Consider the following 19027-nt stretch of genomic DNA (forward strand, 5'->3'; position numbering starts at 1 on the left):
GCAAGAAGAAAAGAGCCTTAACAGATGAAGGGATCCCATGGAAAATAGCAGCTATCTGGTTGTTTATTTAGGAATTTTGCTTGCCCTCTTGAGCGTCGCGACCTTCTTTGTAGTCAGACAGGTTTGGGTCACCCGGCGAGTGGAAGTGACACTTTCAGATTTACAAACCAAGGTCAGTCAGCAAAAAGGCAATGCCTTGGAGTATTACGAACTGGGCAGCTTGCTGTTGGATAAAAAGCTATTTGCGCAAGCCTCTACCTATCTGAAAAAAGCGCTCAAAGAGCTGCCCGACGACGAAGTCGAGAATTCTGTCTTGGTGCACAATGCTCTTGGATACGCATACTTCGCACAGGAGCAGTTTGATCTGGCCATTCGTCAGTACAACGAGGCGCTCAAAATTAGACCTGACTACGTAACGGCGCTGAATAATTTGGCCCACTCCTATGAGCGTAAGCAGCTCATGCCCCAAGCGCTGGAAACCTACGAGAAGTCTTTAGCCGCTGAGCCAACCAACGCTACGGCCCAACGGCGAGCTGAGTCATTGCGTAAGCGGCTGGCATAGACCTTTTGTTTGTAGGATTGATCGACGACGGGGTTTGAGAAGTGGGTGCTAAGAGTGGGGACCGCGTCAGAGCCCAATGGCTAGCCTTGCTGGTGCGCTATCGGGCGATCGCCATCATCCGCGCACCAGACGTAAAAATCGGGCTGATGATGGCAAAGGCAGCAGCAGCGGGCGGATTTGGCCTGATTGAGGTAGCCTGGAATAATGCCCAGCCAGCGGCGATGATGGCGGCGATTCGGCAGGCTTTGCCCGACTGTGTGGTGGGCGTGGGCACAGTGCTAAGTGCAGAAGATTTGACAGGCGCGATCGCCGCCCAAGCCCAGTTTTGCTTTACGCCTCACACCGATTGCCAGCTGATTCGTCTTGCTCAGACCCACAGTCTGCCGATGATTGCCGGGGCAATGACGCCTACCGAAATTATCACGGCCTGGCGAGCGGGCGCTGCTAGCGTCAAAGTATTTCCGATCGCTGCTTTGGGCAATGGAGACTACATTCGCAGTGTGCTAGGTCCGCTAGGGCCAATTCCGCTCGTGCCTACCGGCGGGGTAACCAGCGAGAGTGCGCCCGACTTGATTGCAGCCGGGGCGATCGCCGTTGGCCTATCGACAGCGCTATTTCCCAAAACTGAAGTAGCTCAATCAGACTGGGGGGCGATTGAGACCAGGTCTCGCTACCTGCTAACGCTGCTCAAGAAGCCTTAGCTGCCCAATTTAAAGGCTTCTACAAACAGACCGTAAACCATGCCTAGCTTAAAGGCATTGAGTGACTCTACAACTGTGGAGCGCGAGCGCACTGGCCCCGGATCTAACCCCGGAGAAATAAGGGCATTGGCATCATCTAAAGGCGAAATCACTGCGGACGAAGTCACCTGCTGATTCGCCCGGATGGCCTGCCTGCGGCGGGGCGTAAAGCGGTGGTACAGCCAGCTAATGAGCTCCACGAAAACAACCAAAACGCCCGCTACCACGACATCTAGTCTGGCAGTTTGCCCCGCTGTTGCCGAAATAGCCGTCGCAAAAAAATTACCAAACAGCAGGCTCATGACCACTAGCGCCAGCCGCCGCCAGGGGTTAAACACCCACTGCCGAAAGCGCAGAGTAGTCTGATTAACCAGCGTATTGAGTCGAGTTCGTTGCATGTGAATTGCTGTGAACAGTTCAAGGAAACGCCTGATGCGATAGAGGCCGATCAAGGCGAAGCGAATGGGTAGTGGCTAGCTCAGTTTAGGATAGTGCGTATCCGTACCAGCGGCTGCTCAGGCACTGTTGCAAGTACCGTTACAAGGGCATCACCTTCCTGACGCCGTTCTATGAACTGTCACAGCTTTCATCTCCGATGCCCACAGCGTAGAGCTACGCTTTAAACATAAATACGCCTTGTAGACAAAAGGTTAGCGCTGCTTTTTGACTCTTCACTGATAGCGTAGCCGCTCACTTGTTTCACTTTTTAAGAGGGTCTCCATGCGACGTTTTTCTCCCCTATTTTTGGCGTTAGCTGCCGTGCTTACTGTCGGATCAGCCGCGCAAGCCCAGTCAGTTACCCGCATGCCGCTGTCAGCCCCGGTTGAGCTGACCGGTCAGACAGGCGGGCCCGAAAGCTCTACCTGTGGCAATATTAACCCGGCGGCGGGTCAGGTCGTGCGAATTACCGAGCCGTTTGCTTCCTTAGACTTTAAAGTTCAAAGCCAGGGTGACTACACGCTGCTGATTACTGGTCCCGGTGGTTTTAGAGAGTGCGTATTCGCGCATAACTACGATGGCGGTGTGATTCAAGCGCCTGGTTTGCTCAATCAAGGTGAGTATCAGGTGCATGTAGGCGATCGCCGAGGCGAGAGCCACCCCTACACCCTCTCTATCAGTCAATAGCTATCGGTTCCAAGAGAGCTTTGAGAGAGCGATACCCGCTAGGTATCGCCCTCAGGCAGCCGCTGCACGTCTACATCAATCGTAGGAGGAGGATCTGCCTCCGAAGCGTCTGCTAGGCCAGTTCGTGTATCCATTGCCTGCATATCTACGGCCTGCACATCAATTACACCATCTGCTGCAAATCGCTCAAAGCCCTCACCTGTCACCGATAGCTCCGTGCCGCAGTTAGGACAGGGCATTTTCAAATTCTTCAGGCTGGTCAGCGGCTGCTCGCAAACAGGGCAATTGCCCTGTACCAAGTTGCGCTTTATCCAAAACTGCAGGGCAAAAAAGGCCAGTACTGGCGCAATCAAAATAAACAGCATCAAGACAAAAATTGATTTGACGATGCCGCTAAGACCGATGGCCCCAAGCAGCCAGACGGTGCCCAGAATAAATACCCAGCATCCTAAGCCAGGAAAGCGAACTTGCAGTTGATTGAAATTTTGGTTCACTGTGGTGGTACCCCGCGAGTGAGCGCCCTCTACCGGGCATTTCTTCTATCGTAGTGCTAAGCATGGCTAGCGCAAAGCTGGCAAACCGTACCACCACTCAATGCGCGCTGACTGTCGATCACGCTGCTGAAATCTTTAACAATTCACCCAAGCGAGTGGCCAGAGCCGGCGCGCTGAAGCTAGCTAGACTCTCTTGTCGTAGCCACGGTGCGTCGCACCGCTGATCTTTGCCGCTGAGCGCTTCGATGCAGGCGATCGCCACCGCCTCTGGGTTCCGGTGCGGGACCTGCCAGCCCATACGGCCATCCTGCAAAGGATCGGCTGAGCCATCATCGTCGCCGGCGATCACCGGTACGCCGCAGGCCATAGCCTCCAAGTAGACAATACCGAAGCCTTCTTTGGAGGGCATGACGTACACATCGGCCAAGCGGTAGTGGTCGATCAGCGCATCATCGGGCACAAATCCGGCAAAGATGACTCGCTCAGCAACGCCCAAATCGGCAGCTAGCTCAGCTAGACGAGGCTGATCATCGCCTCGACCAATGACCACATACTTCACCGTCGGAAAGGCTTTAGCAATTTCAGGTAGGGCGCGAATAGTGACATCTACGCCTTTATAGATATCGCCGGGCCATAGCCGGGCTACCGTTGTGAGCACGCGCGAGTTTTGTAGACCGTAGCATTCGACCAGTTCGGGCGCGGGTGGCCCTGGGGTAAAAATGCCACCATCCACGACGCAGGGCAGCATGTCAAACCTCGCTTTGGGAAGCTGGTTAGCCTGATGGGCCAGGTCGCGACTGTAACGGCTAATCGTCCAAATGCGATCAGCGCGGGCAAGTGCCTGCTTCTCTTTCGGCGGTAGCTTGTACCAGACTTCTTTGCCGTAGGTCAGTATGGTGTAGGGAATTTTGAGTGAGCGACAGAGCTGAGCGACCATAGCAGACAGGTTGATATGCCCGCAAAAAACGTGGTCAGGCCGGTGGCGAATTAAATAAGTTGCGAGTGCCAGGGTTAGGCGAACCCGCTGGATCATAGGATGCGCTAGCGGAGCCTCGCCTGCGGAAGATTGCTGTGACTCACCTTTAAAGTAGTGGTAAGTAAAGCAGCTATCTTTGAGGGGATGGTCACCCGGGCTATCTCTGAGCAAAAATACGTCGGCAGCCATAGCGGACCGATCAGGTTGACTGGCGAGCTGGCTATAGGCTCTGAGCACATCTTGAATGTAGGACTGAATGCCCCCTTCACAGCCAAATACTTCAATAAATACGAACGCATGTCTCATGAGAGTTCTTCTCAGGTGATGGCCTTGGCTATTCGACTGTCTATACTGTTCAACTGGCTCCCATTGCAGCAACAGCGCCTGCTTTTAGCCGCTCTATGTCTGTCTTCACCATAGTCTCGATCAGCTGCTCAAAGCTCACCTGCGGCTCCCAATGAAGATTGTTCTTCGCTTTAGTGGGGTCAGCTACGAGCTGAAAGTGCTCATCTTCGCGCACTAGCGTAGGGTCAGTCTCTACATATTTTTGCCAGTCTAAGTCTACGCAGCTAAAGGCAGTCTCTACCAGGTTGCGGACGGTATGTAGCACGCCAGTGCCGATGACGTAGTCTTCAGCGGTGTCAGCCTGCAGCATGCGCCACATCGCTTCTACATGGTCTCCAGCAAAACCCCAGTCTCGTTTAGCCTCAAGATTTCCAATCGATAGGCGATCGCGTAGCCCCAACTTGATCGCCGCCGCTGCCAGGGCAATCTTGCGAGTAACAAACTGCGGCGGCCTTCTGGGAGACTCGTGGTTGTACAAAATACCGCTGCAGGCAAATAGGCCGTAGCGATCGCGGTGATGCACCATCGTCCAATGCGCATGAAGCTTAGCAGCACCGTAAGGATTTTTCGGTCGGAAAGGGGTTTCTGCAGTTTGTGGGGCAGAGCGGACTTCACCAAAGATCTCCGAAGAGCTAGCCTGGTAAAACCGGGTAGGTAGCCCCAGCAGGCGAGTGGCGCTAAGGAGACGGGTGGCAGTGCCCGTAATCAGATCGAGCGTACCCAGCGGATCATCCCACGATGCCGGGACAAAGCTAGGCGCAGCCAGATTATAGATTTCTGCAGGCTGTAATTGCTCTACTGCCTGAGTGAGCGCTTCAGCGCTGGTAAGATTGACTGAGTAAATTTCTACCTGCTCGGCTAGGTCGTCTAGCTTAGCAACGCTGCTCTGTCTTTCAGGGGGAACCAAACCGACCACGCGATAGCCCTTACCTAACAGCAAGTGGCTGAGATAATAGCCATCCTGCCCAGTTATCCCTGTAATCAGTGCGGTTTTAGTCATAAGTCTCTCTAGTCATGACAAGATCCATCGCTGTCGCACATCCTAGCAACTAAAGCTGTTTGAGCGGAGTGGCTCAGCCTCAGAGTTCATACAGTTTTTGAAGTCTTTACGATCCGTAGACAGTTTCGCTGGTCTCGCTCACAGTCATAAGTAACCCGGTCAGCCAACCGCCTGAGCAAAAACCAGCCGTAGCCACCTTCTCGTAAAGACCCTGGCTGCGGTTCGGTAAGGCTGTTAGGATCAAAAGGAGCACCCCGATCAAAGATACGGATCTCAATGGTTTCAGGCTGTAATGAGAGCTCGATATCAATCGGTGTGGTACCTGGCAAATTGGCATGAGCATGACGCACGGCGTTGGTAAAACCTTCTGCCAGAGCCAAATTGAGCTGGTCGAACTGCTCGTCAACCCAGGGCGTATCTACTGCGAACCCTGCAATCAGCGTCTGAAACCACTGCTGAACCGCCGACAGCTCCTCTAGTTGACTGCTGACAGTCAGATGAGCTTGTTTAGGCATTTTTAATTCAGCTCCGGCTTGACCGCATACTCAAAAAACCACCCATTCATCAAATTTACCACTTCGCTTGGCTACCTATAGCGTTGCCCAAGCTGAATTTATATCCGCAGAGTTCGGGCATTCCGCAGCCGGCAATAAAAGATCATAAGATCTCAATGCATCAATCAAATCGCCCAGACCCTGACGGATCTGAGCGATTGAGGGGAGCTAAATATCGCTAACTGAGCTTTCCCTAAACAAATCAGTGAGTAGCTTTTGCGCTGATTCAGCCTTAGAAAAGGCCCAGCGTTAGAGACTCATCAATAGGGAAGGTAGCGCCGATACCGAGCCATAGCGTAACAGCTGTACCAAACAGGAAGACAGCGGTAGCTACCGGGCGACGGAAAGGGTTTTGAAACTTGTTGACGTTCTCAATGAAGGGAACTAGGCAAAGCCCTATGGGGATTGCAGTCATCGCAGCAATTCCCAAAAGCTTGTTGGGCAAGACCCGCAGCATTTGGAAAGTGGGGTATAGATACCACTCAGGCAAAATTTCTAGCGGCGTTGCGAATGGGTTAGCAGGTTCACCCACCAAAGCCGGGTCGAGAACGGCTAAAGCCACACAGCAGGCAATTGTTCCCATGATGACAACAGGGAAAACGTAGAGAAGGTCGTTGGGCCAGGCGGGCTCACCGTAGTAGTTATGGCCCATGCCCTTTTTAAGCTTCTCTCTCAGCATCGGATCGCTGAGATCTGGCTTCTTAAGGATTGACATTGATTAACTTCCTAAAATAATGACACCAACAGCTAATAAGCATTTTAACCTGAGCAGTCCCCCGCAACCACGTCCTTAGGAGACATTCTCCGAAAACGTCGGCTTGAGACCCGCTCCAAACTGAGGCAAATCAGCTGAAGAAAGCTCAGGGCGGAACGTGATAAAGGCGGTTGAGGCAATGCTAGCAGCCCGATATCGGTGTGAATCCAAGCTGCTAGCAGAAGGGGGCGGCGGCAAGGAATTTGCGCGGCGCTTACAAAGGACCTGAAATGCCTTGCTTACGAATCATGATGAAGTGCAGCAGCATGAAGACTGCAATCAGCCAGGGCAACACAAAGGTGTGCAAGCTGTAGAAGCGAGTCAGGGTAGCTTGTCCTACGCTCTCGCTCCCTCGCATTAGCTCAACGATAGTGCTACCGACTACCGGAATCGCGCCAGGCACACCCGACACAATCTTCACCGCCCAATAGCCAACCTGGTCCCAAGGCAGAGAGTAGCCGGTCACACCAAAGGAAACAGTGATGACAGCCAAGATAACGCCGGTTACCCAGGTGAGTTCACGGGGCTTTTTGAAGCCACCTGTCAGGTATACCCGGAAGGTGTGTAGGATCATCACCAGCACCATCATGCTGGCAGACCAGCGGTGGACGGAGCGGATCAGCCAGCCAAAGTTAACGTCGGTCATCAGGTACTGCACGGATGCGAAGGCATCTGTCACAGTCGGTCTGTAGTAGAAGGTCATCGCAAATCCAGTGGCGAACTGGATGATGAAGCAAGTGAGGGTGATGCCGCCAAGGCAGTAGAAAATGTTGACGTGAGGAGGAACGTACTTATTGGAAATATCGTCGGCGAGTGCCTGGATTTCCAGCCGTTCGTCGAACCATTTATAAGGCTTAGAATCGGTGACTTGCTTAGTAAACATGAAGCAAAAATCTGCGTCTGAAGGGTGTATTCCAATACTAAAAAATGTAACACAACCGGTGGGGAACTAAACTCAGAGAATTGGGGCAAATGGCCAGAGACGGTGAACTTTAGCGCCAAGAGCCGTCCCGGAAATTTCGGCTGCGGGGCTTTATCAGGGATTTACTCTGAGGAAAGTTTAAGAAAAGCGAATATTTCATATAATTTACATAGCTTTACATACGGAGTCCTGGCTGGCATCCGCGTTTCTGGCTGATGACTGAGCAAGCGGTATCTTAAGAAAGACCGTCCAGCCGGTTTTTAGATGGCAAGTCGGGCTTTGTATCTGACCGCTAGGCTGGCTGGCTGCTAAGCAGGGCTATGAGCTATCAATTTTGCTTTGTGTTGCTAGGGGTATTTTCTGAGCTTATGAGAGAACGGACTTTTCGGGCGGTGATAGCGGTGGGGCTAGCGATCGCCCTCTGGCTGGGTGTGGGGCCCGCTCATATCAGCGGCAATATCCCGGCGGCGCTGGCCTTTACTAACCAGCAGCAGATGGTCATGGAGGTGTGGCGCATCGTCAACCGCAGCTATTTAGATGAGACGTTCAATCATCAAAACTGGTGGTTTGTGCGGCAGCGGGTATTGCGGCAGCAGTTGCCTAACTGGCCAGCAACCTACCAGGCTATTCAAGAGATGCTGGCGGTATTAGAAGACCCCTACACTCGCTTTTTGCCGCCGTCTCAATATCAGAGCCTGCAGACCAATACCAACGGCGAGCTGCTGGGCGTCGGGCTGCAAATTGCCAAAGAGGAGGAAGTGAGCCCGCTGCGAGTAATCACACCTATTGAAGGGTCGCCAGCGGAGGCGGCTGGCCTGCTCCCGCTAGATGAAATTTTAGAAATCAATGGAACCTCTACAAGCTCGCTGACGCTAGATGAGGCAGCGGCCCGGATGCGCGGGGCGATTGGTAGCCAGGTGACGCTGAAGGTAAGTCGGACTGACCGCGATCCGTTTGAGGTAAATGTGCAGCGCGATCGCATTACCATTAACCCAGTTTCGGCTGAGCTACGGACAGAATCTGGACTGCCGAAGCTGGGCTATTTGCGGCTAGGTCAGTTTAATGGCAATGCCGTTGCTGAGCTTAAAACCGCCTTGGAGGATTTAGAGCAGCAGGGAGCAGATGCCTACATATTAGATCTGCGTAATAATCCGGGCGGGCTGCTGCAAGCTGGTATTGAAATTGCCAGAATGTGGCTGGATGAGGGCACAGTGGTCTATACCGTCAACCGTCAAGGGTATTTAGGAAATTACGACGCGATTGGGAAGGCCATTACCGCTGATCCGCTAGTGGTGTTGGTCAACAAAGGAACGGCTAGTGCCAGTGAGATTTTGGCGGGAGCCTTGCAGGATAATGGCCGGGCTCAGCTAGTGGGAGAGACGACCTTCGGTAAAGGTTTGATTCAGTCACTGTTTGACCTGCCGAACGGCGCAGGGCTAGCAGTCACCATCGCCAAGTATGAAACGCCCAGTCATCGCGATATCAACAAGCTAGGCATTAACCCAGATCAGGTGGTGACTAGCTCTACTGAGCAGCGCAGGCAGTTTGGCACCGAGGCCGATGAGCAGTACAAGGCTGCAACGGCTCTCCTGGCCCAGTCTTTTGCGACAGCGCAGCGGTAAGCATGACGGGTAAAACGCGCACCTACCACGATCCGCTACACGGGGCGATTACGCTAAATAGCGACGATCCGGTAGAGGCGCTGCTGACCGATCTCATTGAGACGAGTGCCTTTCAGCGGCTGCGGCGGATTCGTCAGCTCGGGCCTGCTAGCCTGACCTTTCACGGGGCGGAAACCTCGCGCTTTACGCACTCGCTGGGGGTGATGGCGATCGCCAGGCGAGCGTTTGATCGGTTGGCAGGTTTGCATAAGGAGCTGCGATCGCACCGGGCCACAGTTCTTTGCGCGGCGCTCCTCCACGACATTGGCCACGGCCCGTTTAGCCACACAGCAGAAGAGATATTTGGCAGTCACCATGAGCACTGGACAATAGCGATCGTTGAAAAGCTGCCGGAGGTTAGGGCGCGGCTAAACCAATTTGACGCCGACCTGTGGCAATCAGTCATTCAGGTCTACCAACATAGCCATCCGATCCCTTGCATTTGGCAGCTAGTATCCAGTCAGCTAGATTGCGATCGGATTGATTACCTGATGCGAGACAGCTACTTTACAGGCGCTTCGTATGGTCAGCTAGATCTAGATCGGATTTTGCTAGCGCTGAACTACGATCCGCTCAGCCAGCAGCTGATTGTAGAAGGCAAAGGTCTCGCAGCCATTGAGCACTATCTGGTGGTGCGCTCTTTTATGCACGCCCAGATCTACAACCATCCCAAAAATCTCACGGCTACCTGGATTTTGGAGCAGGCTTTTAACAGAGCGCGCGATTTGCTTGAAGGCGGAGAGCTGACTGCCGATGCCACGGTAACTGCCTGGCTACAGGGGCCAGTTGACCAGTTGTCTCTAGAGCGCTACTTAGCAGGCGATGATATTGTCTTTACCTATCACTTGCAGTGCTGGCAGCATCACGCTGACCCGACGCTGGCCGATTTTTGCCGCCGCTACCTCGACCGCAGGTTGCTGAAGACACTAGAAATCACCTACGCCACACCCGCTGAGCAGGAGAGCTTGCTATCCGGTGTGCAGCAACAGCTAACTGCAGCCGGGATTGAGGCCCATCGCTATAGCGGCCTTCGCCACATTTGGAGCAAAGGCTACAGCATCTACCAGAAGGGCATCAAAATCAAGACCCCACAGGGCCTGCAAGATATCAAGCAGATCTCTCCCCTGGTTCAGACGCTGAGTCAGCCTGCTCAGCGTACCTGGCTAATCTATCCTCGGGATGTAACAGTAGGTCTCTGTCCACTGCCCCGAAGAGACACGGCGAGCCCGGTGTGAGTTTTTTTGACGATTAGAGTTCTGGTTTAGCTTGGGCTAGTGCCTCCCAGTCAGCCGTCTGGAGCTGGCTGTAGGCATGAGAAATTTTTTTCTCACCGCGCAAAAAGCCAGTGCTGCCTCCTGGGCAGACGTAGCTGAGCGTATCGGGAGTGAAGTCAGTGAGGAGCTGTTGGGCGTTGCGCAGCTGGCGAGGCCAGTGAAAGGTTTTAGAGCGTCTGAGTGGTCTGGGCGCACCGTCACGGTCGGGCAACAAATGGCGACCTGTAAAGAGTACGCCACCGTAGCAGCTGTGGTAGAGGCAGGCTGAGCCTGGGGAGTGACCTGCGCTCCAGAAGACTCGGCTGATTGGGCTGAGGGTGCGATCACGCCGAAACGTCTGAGTAGTCACCGTCGGCAGCAAATAAGCCTCTTGCTCTTGGATTAGAACTTGGGCATTAAAGGCAGATTGAAACTCGCTGACTTGAGCCATGCCGCCCCGATGAGTGATAAACAGGGTATCAATGCCCCCTTGCTCAGTGATGAAAGCTTGATGCGCTTCGCTGAAAGCCGGACAATCAACCAAAATATTAGCGCTCTGCCCAGCAGCGTCTTTTTCCAAAATGAGATAGGCCGTTCCGCCTAAGGTTTCGCGGTTGGGCGGGAAAGCAAAAATAGTGTCAAAAACGGCTTGAGGAACTTTGGCTGAAGCTGGCATGAGTAGATAACCTGAGGTGAGGCGTTGAGAGATGAGTTTTTGGGGAAAGGGGGAGAGATCAGTTGGCTTCTCAACTTATCAGCTTCTCAAGCTATCAAAAGCCAGGCTGAATTGAACTGACTATTTCGGAGGGACTGTTTTGCTGGGTTTGGATATTTACAACGGCAGCTAAAAGATTATGGATGGCTGAATTACAATGGCAAATAGACAGGCTGTACAAGGCCGCTAAAGCATCAGAAAATTTTTAGATTTATCCGCCTTTAAAGACTGGCAACTGTTCATGCCCCTTGTTTTACTCGCGCTATTTTTGGGACTGGTCACATACCTAGTGATTAGCCGTAGCTTCACCAATATCACCACGACGCCTATCTGGCTGCTCTGGCTGGTGATGATGACCCCTGTGCTGGTACTGACGCTGTGGATGCTCATCAAGGGTGAAGAGCCGCCGCCACCGGTTTTGATCTACGGCCTGCTGGTGCTCTGCCCGCTGCTGTACGCGGCGATGATTGTCATGGGTGCGTCGGGCCAAAAAGGCCCAAAAGGTAGCCAAAAGGAGAAATCGGATCAATCCGAGGCCCCGTCAACCACTCAGTCAAGCGCCCAATCGAAGCTGCTGGCGGCGAGTAAGCAGCCTAAGGTTCCTACCAAGCCGATCACGCGAGATGAGGAAACATTGCTGCAGCGGTGTTTTCCCTGGTCGATTTACTACCTACAAAATATCGAATACCGCCCTCAGGCGATGATCTGCAAGGGCAAGCTGAAAGCCTCGCCCGGAGAAGCTTATCAAGCAGTGCAAAAAAATGTGGAGAGCAGTTTCGGCGATCGCTTCCTAGTGCTCTTTCAAGAGGGGCTAAACGGCACGCCGTTTTTTGCGCTGGTGCCCAATCCTCAGGCCAAAACTGACAAAACGACTGACAAAACGCCGAGCGAGTCGATGAAACCGGCTCAAGCAGCACGATTTCGGCGATTACATCAGACCCCGCTGACTCGGCCCGGCTTGGCGATCGCACTGGCAATTACCACGCTGGCAACGACTACCTTTGCCGGAGTTGCTTTTATTGGCGGGGTAGACAATCCTCAGGCGCTGGGAGCAGATCCGACACTCCTGAAACAGGGGCTGGCCTATGGCCTTTCGCTCATGTTTATTTTGGGCGTTCACGAGAGCGGTCACTACCTGGCAACCCGCTATCATCAGCTCAAATCGACGCTGCCCTATTTCATCCCGATCCCTTTCTTTTTAGGGACGTTTGGGGCTTTTATTCAGATGCGATCGCCCATTCCCAATCGCCGCGCCCTCTTCGATGTCGGCATTGCGGGGCCGCTGTCCGGGCTGATAGTCAGCTTGCCTATATTACTGTGGGGGTTAGCACATTCTACGGTGGTTCCGCTGGGTGAGCAGTCTCAGCTATTCACCTTTGAAACATTGGACCCAAGCCGGTCAGTGATTTTACTGGCGCTGAGTAAGCTAGCGCTGGGCAATACGCTACAGGCAGGCAGCGCCATCAATCTACATCCGGTAGCGATATCGGGCTGTTTGGGTTTGATTGTCACTGCGCTCAATCTGATGCCTGTCGGCCAGCTAGATGGGGGCCATATTGTCCATGCGATGTACGGCCAGCGGACGGCAACTGTGGTCAGCCAGGTAGCCCGCTTGCTGATGCTGATATTTTCCTTTGTGTATCAGGAGTTCTTTTTGTGGGCAATCTTGCTGCTGTTTATTCCAGCGGCTGAGCCTGCCCTCAACGATGTGAGCGAACTCAACGCGCCCCGAGACTTTTTGGGGTTGCTGTCGCTGACGCTGCTGCTGCTGATTATTTTACCCGCGCCGGCGGCCCTGTCGCAGATGCTGTTTTGAGGGCCTCCCATCCAAATCGTCAGGCTAAATCGTCAGGAGAATGGCAATGTCTCAAGATGTAACCCAGTGGGTGGCTGAAGTGCGATCGCTGCAGCGTCAGATTGCTGAGCTACAGCAGGAGAGCGACCAAGCCTATGCCAGCGCCGACAACTGGCGCAATCTATACGAAGCTGAGGCCCAGCAGCGCCGCCGAGAGGCCGCTACCGCCGCCAGCAAAATTGAACGGCTGCAGCAAGACATCGCCGAGCTGCAGTTTTTAGCGTCGGCAGACTTGGGGGCGACGACAATGCCAGATACCGACGCCCAGCAGCGCCTTTCGGTAGAACAGCTTCAGGCACAGCTAGCCGACGCCAAAAAGCAGCATTTTCAGCTTAAAGCCATGCTCACAGCCGAGCAGACGCAGCATGCCCAGACCCGAGAAAGCTTAACGGCTGCTCTGGGTGACGCGGTTGATCTACTGGCCAAAGAGCGTTTGACCGGCAGAGACGCCTAGAAGCCCATCACCTCAGCAAGGTTTTCGGCATCAGGCGATAGACCCGCCTTAAACTTGCCGCTGCGCTCAATGGCCGCTTCGGGGTCTTTGAGGCCGTTGCCGGTGAGTACGCAGACGATGGTGGCACCAGCGGGGACCTGCTGCTTAACCTTGAGCAAACCGGCTACCGATGCAGCACTGGCAGGCTCACAAAAGATGCCTTCTTCGGCTGCCAGTAGGCTGTAGGCCGCTGCAATTTCGTCATCGGTGACCGCGTTAAAAGCGCCGCCGCTTTCGGTTTGAGCAGCGATCGCCTTGTCCCAACTGGCCGGGTTGCCAATTCGAATCGCCGTGGCAAAAGTATCAGGAGATTCAACCCGCTGGCCTGACACCAGAGGCGCAGCACCTGCCGCCTGGAAACCCATCATCTGCGGCAGTTGGCAGAGGCCCGCCTGGTGATATTCCTTAAACCCTTGCCAGTAAGCGGTGATGTTGCCCGCATTGCCAACAGGGATGCAAAGCCAATCGGGAGCTTTGCCTAAGACATCGACAATTTCAAACGCACCGGTTTTTTGCCCTTCGATCCGGTAGGGATTAACTGAGTTGACCAGCGTGACGGGGCAGCGATCAGCCACTGCCCGTACCGAGCTGAGGGCCTGGTCAAAATTGCCTTTAATCGCCAGAACCTCTGCGCCGTAGAGGAGCGCTTGGGCCAGCTTACCCATTGCCACATAGCCATCGGGAATGACCACGTAAGCGCGTAAGCCGCCTCGTCTGGCATAGGCAGCCGCCGCCGCTGAGGTATTGCCAGTGCTCGCACAGATAACGGCTTCAGCTCCGGCTTCTTTGGCTTTGGAGATAGCCATTGTCATGCCCCGATCTTTAAAGCTGCCGGTCGGATTGAGACCGTCATACTTCACAAAAACCTGAACGGATTTGCCGATGCGCTGAGCGATCGCCGGTGCCGGAATCAAAGGCGTATTGCCCTCGTGCAGGGTAACAACCGGAGTCGCCTCGCTAACTGGCAAGTACTGGCGATAGGTCTCTATCAGCCCTGGCCAACCTCTATGCTGGTTGGGCGCAGTCGCTAAAGGCCGCTCGGCAACTGCTTGAGAGTCGGATTTGTTGAGGCTCAGAGTCACAATATTTTCCAGATACCGCATCGATGGGAAAGCATAGCCTATTAAGTTTACCTCGAAGCCTCCCGCTACATTGAGCGATGATGACATAGCAGTACGGTCACCTGGCGAACCGACACAGCTCTCTATATAACAGCTATCTATATAGAGGTAATTTTGAGTTGGCTAATATCAAGTTTGTCATATGAGTTACAATGCCACTGCTTCTAGATGAGTAGAAATCACTAGAGACATTGTTAGCGATTTACTGATGGCTGTGGCTGCGGGGCTCACTTCATATAGGCTTATGGGACCTCCATAGCTTTTCTCATCTGCTGATAACGAAAGGGTTGATCTAAGGATTGTAAGTGTGACTATGCCTGTAATTGAACAAAAGCATCCGGCAGCGGTCCCGGCTTCTATAAAAAATTCTGCGCGAGCAAGCGGTAGCGCCGCTGATAATGCCAGCGTTTGCTGGATTGAGGTTAAGCACTATCCCTATCAACCCGACCACCAGGTTGAGCTGCTGCATCTTCAGGCTGAGGCCGATGCGCTCATTATTAAGCTGCAGGCAGCCGGACAGAAACAGCAGGTGCAGCAGGCCAAGCTATCTGCTCAGTGATATGCCTGTACCAACAATGTTCTGGTAGCGGTGTCCTTGGTGTTCCCAGGCTTTGCCTTCTGCGCTACATAAATTTACCGACCTGTGCAAGTTTGGCTTGCTTACTTTAAGGTGGGAAGTTCAGCGTATAAGTTGGCGCAATCAAGCGCCGGTTGGTATGGGTAAATTTAGATATAGTCAGGATCAAGGGGAAGCGATCGCCCGGCACCAAGAGGTAGGGCTGGCCTACGATCAGACCTATCGCTGCCCGGCTTGTGGCAGCGGTCAACTCAGTGCGATCGCCCTGATGGACGTATTTGCCTGTGACTTTTGTCGGCATATGTTTACGGCTAACTTGCAAACGCAATCGGTGCAGCTAGCCGACAGCACTCAGCCAAGGGCCTGGTATTGGAACGGCGGCCAGTGGCGCACGGCCTATCAGCGAGACACCTCTGCCTACCTAGTGTGGATCTTTTGCAGCGGGCTAACTGTGGTGCCGGTGACGATGATTGCGCTTTCTAACTATGTTTTCCCTCCTTTGGAGAGTTCTGGCTTTCCGCTGATATGGACAGGGCTGACTTTGCTGTTTCACGTTCTGATGGCTGGCTGGCTGCTAGCGGAGTATCATCGCTGGCCCTGGTATATCGCCAACAGAGTGCGCTGGCAGCGCTGGCGGGAACGCTGGGCCGCAGATAGCCAATGACCGAGCGATATTGCTCACCACGGTCAGGCCCTTGCCGGTTTAGCGTCGTCGGATCGTGGCAGCGCCAAAAGATATTTAGCAGCGTTTCATAGCGGACGGTAGCCTGCTCGTAGTGGATTTGAGCGACTTCGGCATGGCCAGTAATCCGAGCGAGCACATCGAGATAGCTAGGGTTAGCAAAATGACCGCCCATGTAGCCTACCGAAGTTTTGAGTATGCCCAGGTGCTGAGCAAAAGCTGCTTCAGCTTGCCAAAAACAGCCCGCGCCAAAAGTGGCCATGACGCCTTTTATCGGTTCATTCATCAAGTTAATTTGTTATTAGTATTGCGGGAAAACTAAAGCCTAAAAAGGTCAGTAAATTCCACATTTCTAACTTACTGACAGCGTAGGAAAGCGTTGCTTACTTGGGTATGCCTGTCTTTCGGTCTCCGTACATCAACCTGCGCACGTAGGGTTTAATACCTGTATTAAGTCTCTTTGATTAATCATTACATATTCGGATGTGATTCGGCTTTACTAACACTTAAAGTCTGTAACAGAGTCATGAATTTGTGTTGATAAGTTTGCCAATCTACTTAAGTAACTAGTCCGCTCGCGGTCTTACTACCCAAGTATGGCGCTTCACATTTAATGAAGCTATAAGCGCACTAGCTGATAGAGTTGGCCGGGCGATCGCAAAGGTTGAGCAACAAGTTTTGCATCGCTCCGACTATCGTCACTTGGCTAGCCCGCTGCTGTTCAGAACGGGTGCTTGTAATAGCGATCACGGCTAAGTTCCCCTGAACGTTTAATCATTACTGTTTACCACGCTTATCAGCCTCCTTTGGTGCGCTCAATGCTTTGCGCTTTGAGCACGAACCTGAGTGTCCGGTTGTCTAGGTCGTGGTGCAGTTCTGCAGGTGGATGAGCCCTTGCAAGTCATTTAGACGTAGGAGTATTTTCCATGAAATGGACTACCTGGTGGAGTATTGCGCTAGTCGGACTAATTGCCACTGGCTGTGCCGACAGTGGCCAAGAAGCTGGCCAAAAAGCGGTCATGAGCAACTCTCTCAAAGCGCAGCCAGTGGTTGCCGTGTCGGGAGACTGCGCTCAGCTCAGCGGTTTTTTCTCAGAGCTCCTGACCCTCACTAATCAGGCTCGTCAAAATGCAAGCCTTGGTGAGCTGCATCTCTCGTATGAGTTAGGGCAATCTGCGCAGGCTTACGCCGAAGACCTGGCAACGCAAAACTTTTTTAGCCATACGGGTAAAGATGGCTCTACGCTACCCTCTCGTCTGGCTGATTCGGGCTATCGGTTTATTGCTGCCGGAGAAAATCTGGCTGCCGGGCAACAGAGCGCCAACAGTGTGTTTCAGGGATGGATGAACAGCCCCGGACACCGGGCGAATATTTTACAGTCAGAATTTACTGAAGTGGGTTTTGGCCTATTCGATGCCACTGGCAACTCTGACTACGGTCGCTACTGGGTGCAAAACTTTGGCAAGCCTCAGAGTGGCAGCCATCGCGCTGAGGCTTACATTCCCGATAGCTGCGGACTTACGGCAAGCGCCGACCAGTCTGTTCAGCCTCAGGTGGCAGGCGTTTTTGTCAGGCAGGCAACCCGCCCAAGGCTCCCATTAGGTCAGGGTTCGATTCCAATAGAGGCTCTCGCAGCCAGCGTCGTTAGCTCGGTTAACAGCAACGGCCAGGCTGAATCCGTACCAGAACCGGCCCTGCTACTCGGGCTAGGGACGCTGGGAGTAGCCATGTGGCGCGATCGCTCTCATCGCCGCTAAGTGAATCTGTCTAGCAGACAGACACGGATACAAATAGTGCATTCCTACAGCTGCCGCTCTAGCATCAGCATCCGCCGATAAGAAAGCCAGCCTACGCCTACCATCGCGGCAGCGAAAACCAGCAAAAACCAGAAGTGACCGCCGTTCTCTCCCAAAGGAGCGTCGGCATCAAGTAAAGCATCGCTAAGCGCCTCTGTCATGTGATAGATCGGGTTAAACCGGGCGATATCCAGCAGTGAGTCTGGAAACAGAGAGATTGGCAAAAAAGCCCCACCCAGCACCATGAGAGGGACGCCAAAAGCGGCAATCAGAGCGCTGACATCCTCAGTCCGGCGGGCAAACTGCGTGCCCAGCATGAATCCTAGCCCGACATAGGCCAAAATGCTTAGCCAGATAATCAGCAGGGCCAGCGGCCAGGCCGCGCCTGGGAAAGTCGCCCCCGCGAAGATAGCGATCGCAAAAATTACCAGCGTCTGCCCAATGCCAATCACGCTATGGGCCAAAAAGATTCCTAAAAAATAAGACACCCCGCTCAGCGGTGAGAGAAACAGCCGCTTGAGTGTCTGCTGCTCACGCTCAGAGACCACTGTGGCTACTCCCCCTCCCAAACAGCTAAAGAACAGCGCCGCGCCTGCCAGCGTCGGTGGCGCAGCCACTTCAAAGGCGGTGCTCACAGTAGTATCCGCGCGCTCAGCCGTAATCAACCCATTGAGCATCAAGATCAGCGCCGGGAAAATCATCCAGGAAATCAGACTGCGCTGGCGGCGGAACAGCTCGGTCAGAATGCGCCGGGCCACTGCGCAGCTTTCGCGCCAATATTTTTTCAAACCGGTCAGGAGTGCTGGCATATAAACTTAATAAGCGTTCTGTAAATAACGGTTTTATGACGTTTCGTCGCTCATTTCTGGCACTGTGCTTAAGCGGACTGTTTAGCCTGGTAGCGGCCCTGACGCCCCTGACGCCCATCAGCTATGCCCTCGGCGGTCAGCAGCCCCCACTCGACCAGCCCGCGCCCTCATTTACCTTACCGACCAATAATGGCGATGGTGAAATTTCCTTAGCAGACTACAGCGGTCAGTGGGTCGTCCTATATTTTTACCCCCGCGACTTTACCCCGGGCTGCACGCTAGAAGCCCAGCGATTTCAGCGCGACTTGCCAGAATACCAGGCCCGCAACGCGCAAGTTATCGGCGTCAGTGCCGATGATGTTGCCTCTCACGCAGAATTTTGCGATGCCGAAGCGCTAGTCTTTCCGCTGCTCTCTGACCTTGACGGGCAGGTCAGCCGGGTCTATGGCTCTTGGATCAAGCCAATGTCCCGGCGGCACACTTACCTAATTGACCCGGACGGCATTTTGAGAGAGCGCTTTTTAGGCGTGCGCCCGGCCATTCACAGCCAGGAAGTGCTCGCCCGCCTAGATGAACTGCAGGCTAGATAAACT

21 protein-coding genes and 1 pseudogene are annotated in these 19027 nt (G+C 53.6%); 11 read left to right on the plus strand and 11 right to left on the minus strand.

Features of this window, described 5'->3' with window-relative positions:
* The first annotated feature begins 37 nt into the window (after positions 1 to 37).
* Positions 38 to 562, plus strand: a complete 525-nt coding sequence (locus CKL79_RS08150; RefSeq protein WP_121969085.1) for a tetratricopeptide repeat protein — start codon at positions 38 to 40, stop codon at positions 560 to 562.
* A gap of 41 nt (positions 563 to 603) precedes the next feature.
* A complete protein-coding gene (locus CKL79_RS08155; protein ID WP_121969086.1) occupies positions 604 to 1263 on the plus strand; it encodes a bifunctional 4-hydroxy-2-oxoglutarate aldolase/2-dehydro-3-deoxy-phosphogluconate aldolase in 660 nt (219 codons plus the stop codon).
* Here the strand turns inward: CKL79_RS08155 and CKL79_RS08160 are convergent.
* Complete coding sequence (locus tag CKL79_RS08160; protein ID WP_121969087.1) at positions 1260 to 1700, minus strand: DUF565 domain-containing protein; 441 nt, start codon at positions 1698 to 1700, stop codon at positions 1260 to 1262. The two genes, CKL79_RS08155 and CKL79_RS08160, sit on opposite strands and share 4 nt — an antisense overlap.
* Positions 1701 to 2022: 322 nt before the next feature.
* On the opposite strand from CKL79_RS08160, the gene CKL79_RS08165 reads away from it, so the two are divergent.
* On the plus strand, positions 2023 to 2427 hold the full coding sequence (locus CKL79_RS08165; protein WP_121969088.1) for a hypothetical protein: 405 nt from the start codon (positions 2023 to 2025) through the stop codon (positions 2425 to 2427).
* 38 nt (positions 2428 to 2465) lie between these two features.
* On the opposite strand, the gene CKL79_RS08170 is transcribed toward CKL79_RS08165, so the two are convergent.
* The 6 genes from CKL79_RS08170 to petB all read right to left on the minus strand — a co-directional run bounded on the left by CKL79_RS08170 (position 2466) and on the right by petB (position 7433).
* Complete coding sequence (locus tag CKL79_RS08170; RefSeq protein ID WP_205879036.1) at positions 2466 to 2921, minus strand: hypothetical protein; 456 nt, start codon at positions 2919 to 2921, stop codon at positions 2466 to 2468.
* A 118-nt stretch (positions 2922 to 3039) separates the two neighbouring features.
* On the minus strand, positions 3040 to 4203 hold the full coding sequence (locus tag CKL79_RS08175) for a glycosyltransferase (protein ID WP_121969089.1): 1164 nt from the start codon (positions 4201 to 4203) through the stop codon (positions 3040 to 3042).
* Positions 4204 to 4252: 49 nt separating this feature from the next.
* Positions 4253 to 5242: a GDP-mannose 4,6-dehydratase gene (locus tag CKL79_RS08180; RefSeq protein WP_121969090.1), complete on the minus strand. Its 990-nt coding sequence runs from the start codon at positions 5240 to 5242 to the stop codon at positions 4253 to 4255.
* 86 nt (positions 5243 to 5328) lie between these two features.
* The gene (locus tag CKL79_RS08185) at positions 5329 to 5757 is read right to left on the minus strand and encodes an anti-sigma regulatory factor (RefSeq protein WP_121969091.1); all 429 of its coding nucleotides are present in this window, start codon (positions 5755 to 5757) and stop codon (positions 5329 to 5331) included.
* A 271-nt stretch (positions 5758 to 6028) separates the two neighbouring features.
* On the minus strand, positions 6029 to 6511 hold the full coding sequence (gene petD / locus CKL79_RS08190) for a cytochrome b6-f complex subunit IV (RefSeq protein ID WP_121969092.1): 483 nt from the start codon (positions 6509 to 6511) through the stop codon (positions 6029 to 6031).
* A 253-nt stretch (positions 6512 to 6764) separates the two neighbouring features.
* A complete protein-coding gene (gene petB, locus CKL79_RS08195) occupies positions 6765 to 7433 on the minus strand; it encodes a cytochrome b6 (protein WP_121969093.1) in 669 nt (222 codons plus the stop codon).
* Positions 7434 to 7840: 407 nt separating this feature from the next.
* On the opposite strand from petB, the gene ctpA reads away from it, so the two are divergent.
* Positions 7841 to 9094: a carboxyl-terminal processing protease CtpA gene (ctpA, locus tag CKL79_RS08200; protein WP_121969145.1), complete on the plus strand. Its 1254-nt coding sequence runs from the start codon at positions 7841 to 7843 to the stop codon at positions 9092 to 9094.
* A 2-nt stretch (positions 9095 to 9096) separates the two neighbouring features.
* A complete protein-coding gene (locus tag CKL79_RS08205) occupies positions 9097 to 10368 on the plus strand; it encodes an HD domain-containing protein (protein WP_121969094.1) in 1272 nt (423 codons plus the stop codon).
* Positions 10369 to 10381: 13 nt separating this feature from the next.
* On the opposite strand, the gene CKL79_RS08210 is transcribed toward CKL79_RS08205, so the two are convergent.
* Complete coding sequence (locus CKL79_RS08210; RefSeq protein ID WP_121969095.1) at positions 10382 to 11062, minus strand: MBL fold metallo-hydrolase; 681 nt, start codon at positions 11060 to 11062, stop codon at positions 10382 to 10384.
* A gap of 280 nt (positions 11063 to 11342) precedes the next feature.
* On the opposite strand from CKL79_RS08210, the gene CKL79_RS08215 reads away from it, so the two are divergent.
* Positions 11343 to 12917 (plus strand): site-2 protease family protein, encoded by a 1575-nt coding sequence (locus CKL79_RS08215; protein ID WP_121969096.1) that lies wholly within the window; start codon positions 11343 to 11345, stop codon positions 12915 to 12917.
* A 46-nt stretch (positions 12918 to 12963) separates the two neighbouring features.
* Positions 12964 to 13410: a hypothetical protein gene (locus tag CKL79_RS08220; protein ID WP_121969097.1), complete on the plus strand. Its 447-nt coding sequence runs from the start codon at positions 12964 to 12966 to the stop codon at positions 13408 to 13410.
* Here CKL79_RS08220 and thrC read toward each other — a convergent pair.
* Positions 13407 to 14618, minus strand: coding sequence for a threonine synthase (gene thrC / locus CKL79_RS08225; RefSeq protein ID WP_240518744.1), 1212 nt, complete (start codon positions 14616 to 14618; stop codon positions 13407 to 13409). The two genes, CKL79_RS08220 and thrC, sit on opposite strands and share 4 nt — an antisense overlap.
* A 265-nt stretch (positions 14619 to 14883) precedes the next feature.
* Between thrC and CKL79_RS08230 the strand changes: the two genes are divergently transcribed.
* Complete coding sequence (locus tag CKL79_RS08230) at positions 14884 to 15129, plus strand: hypothetical protein (protein ID WP_121969099.1); 246 nt, start codon at positions 14884 to 14886, stop codon at positions 15127 to 15129.
* A gap of 157 nt (positions 15130 to 15286) precedes the next feature.
* A complete protein-coding gene (locus tag CKL79_RS23795; protein ID WP_240518747.1) occupies positions 15287 to 15811 on the plus strand; it encodes a hypothetical protein in 525 nt (174 codons plus the stop codon).
* On the opposite strand, the pseudogene msrA reads toward CKL79_RS23795, so the two are convergent.
* Positions 15801 to 16115, minus strand: a pseudogene (gene msrA, locus CKL79_RS23800) (peptide-methionine (S)-S-oxide reductase MsrA); the annotation flags it as partial. The gene CKL79_RS23795 and the pseudogene msrA overlap by 11 nt on opposite strands.
* A 640-nt stretch (positions 16116 to 16755) precedes the next feature.
* Between msrA and CKL79_RS08245 the strand changes: the two are divergent.
* Entirely contained in the window at positions 16756 to 17586 is an 831-nt protein-coding gene (locus CKL79_RS08245; protein WP_121969102.1) for a CAP domain-containing protein, read from the plus strand.
* Positions 17587 to 17630: 44 nt separating this feature from the next.
* On the opposite strand, the gene CKL79_RS08250 is transcribed toward CKL79_RS08245, so the two are convergent.
* Positions 17631 to 18434, minus strand: coding sequence for an ABC transporter permease (locus CKL79_RS08250; protein WP_121969103.1), 804 nt, complete (start codon positions 18432 to 18434; stop codon positions 17631 to 17633).
* Positions 18435 to 18469: 35 nt separating this feature from the next.
* Between CKL79_RS08250 and CKL79_RS08255 the strand changes: the two genes are divergently transcribed.
* Positions 18470 to 19024 (plus strand): peroxiredoxin, encoded by a 555-nt coding sequence (locus tag CKL79_RS08255; RefSeq protein WP_121969104.1) that lies wholly within the window; start codon positions 18470 to 18472, stop codon positions 19022 to 19024.
* Positions 19025 to 19027: the final 3 nt, after the last annotated feature.

The organism is Leptolyngbya sp. BC1307, from assembly GCF_002286735.1.
Taxonomy (GTDB): domain Bacteria; phylum Cyanobacteriota; class Cyanobacteriia; order Phormidesmidales; family Phormidesmidaceae; genus Phormidesmis.

Coding starts and splice junctions, on each gene's coding strand:
- CKL79_RS08245 (WP_121969102.1), top strand. CDS start 16,756: ATGAAATGGACTACCTGGTGGAGTATTGCGCTAGTCGGACTAATTGCC.
- petD (WP_121969092.1), bottom strand. CDS start 6,511: ATGTCAATCCTTAAGAAGCCAGATCTCAGCGATCCGATGCTGAGAGAG.
- CKL79_RS08160 (WP_121969087.1), bottom strand. CDS start 1,700: ATGCAACGAACTCGACTCAATACGCTGGTTAATCAGACTACTCTGCGC.
- CKL79_RS08210 (WP_121969095.1), bottom strand. CDS start 11,062: ATGCCAGCTTCAGCCAAAGTTCCTCAAGCCGTTTTTGACACTATTTTT.
- CKL79_RS08205 (WP_121969094.1), top strand. CDS start 9,097: ATGACGGGTAAAACGCGCACCTACCACGATCCGCTACACGGGGCGATT.
- thrC (WP_240518744.1), bottom strand. CDS start 14,618: ATGTCATCATCGCTCAATGTAGCGGGAGGCTTCGAGGTAAACTTAATA.
- CKL79_RS08185 (WP_121969091.1), bottom strand. CDS start 5,757: ATGCCTAAACAAGCTCATCTGACTGTCAGCAGTCAACTAGAGGAGCTG.
- CKL79_RS08255 (WP_121969104.1), top strand. CDS start 18,470: ATGACGTTTCGTCGCTCATTTCTGGCACTGTGCTTAAGCGGACTGTTT.
- CKL79_RS08180 (WP_121969090.1), bottom strand. CDS start 5,242: ATGACTAAAACCGCACTGATTACAGGGATAACTGGGCAGGATGGCTAT.
- CKL79_RS08250 (WP_121969103.1), bottom strand. CDS start 18,434: ATGCCAGCACTCCTGACCGGTTTGAAAAAATATTGGCGCGAAAGCTGC.
- CKL79_RS08150 (WP_121969085.1), top strand. CDS start 38: ATGGAAAATAGCAGCTATCTGGTTGTTTATTTAGGAATTTTGCTTGCC.
- CKL79_RS08220 (WP_121969097.1), top strand. CDS start 12,964: ATGTCTCAAGATGTAACCCAGTGGGTGGCTGAAGTGCGATCGCTGCAG.
- CKL79_RS08175 (WP_121969089.1), bottom strand. CDS start 4,203: ATGAGACATGCGTTCGTATTTATTGAAGTATTTGGCTGTGAAGGGGGC.
- ctpA (WP_121969145.1), top strand. CDS start 7,841: ATGAGAGAACGGACTTTTCGGGCGGTGATAGCGGTGGGGCTAGCGATC.
- CKL79_RS08215 (WP_121969096.1), top strand. CDS start 11,343: ATGCCCCTTGTTTTACTCGCGCTATTTTTGGGACTGGTCACATACCTA.
- CKL79_RS08165 (WP_121969088.1), top strand. CDS start 2,023: ATGCGACGTTTTTCTCCCCTATTTTTGGCGTTAGCTGCCGTGCTTACT.
- CKL79_RS08230 (WP_121969099.1), top strand. CDS start 14,884: ATGCCTGTAATTGAACAAAAGCATCCGGCAGCGGTCCCGGCTTCTATA.
- CKL79_RS23795 (WP_240518747.1), top strand. CDS start 15,287: ATGGGTAAATTTAGATATAGTCAGGATCAAGGGGAAGCGATCGCCCGG.
- petB (WP_121969093.1), bottom strand. CDS start 7,433: ATGTTTACTAAGCAAGTCACCGATTCTAAGCCTTATAAATGGTTCGAC.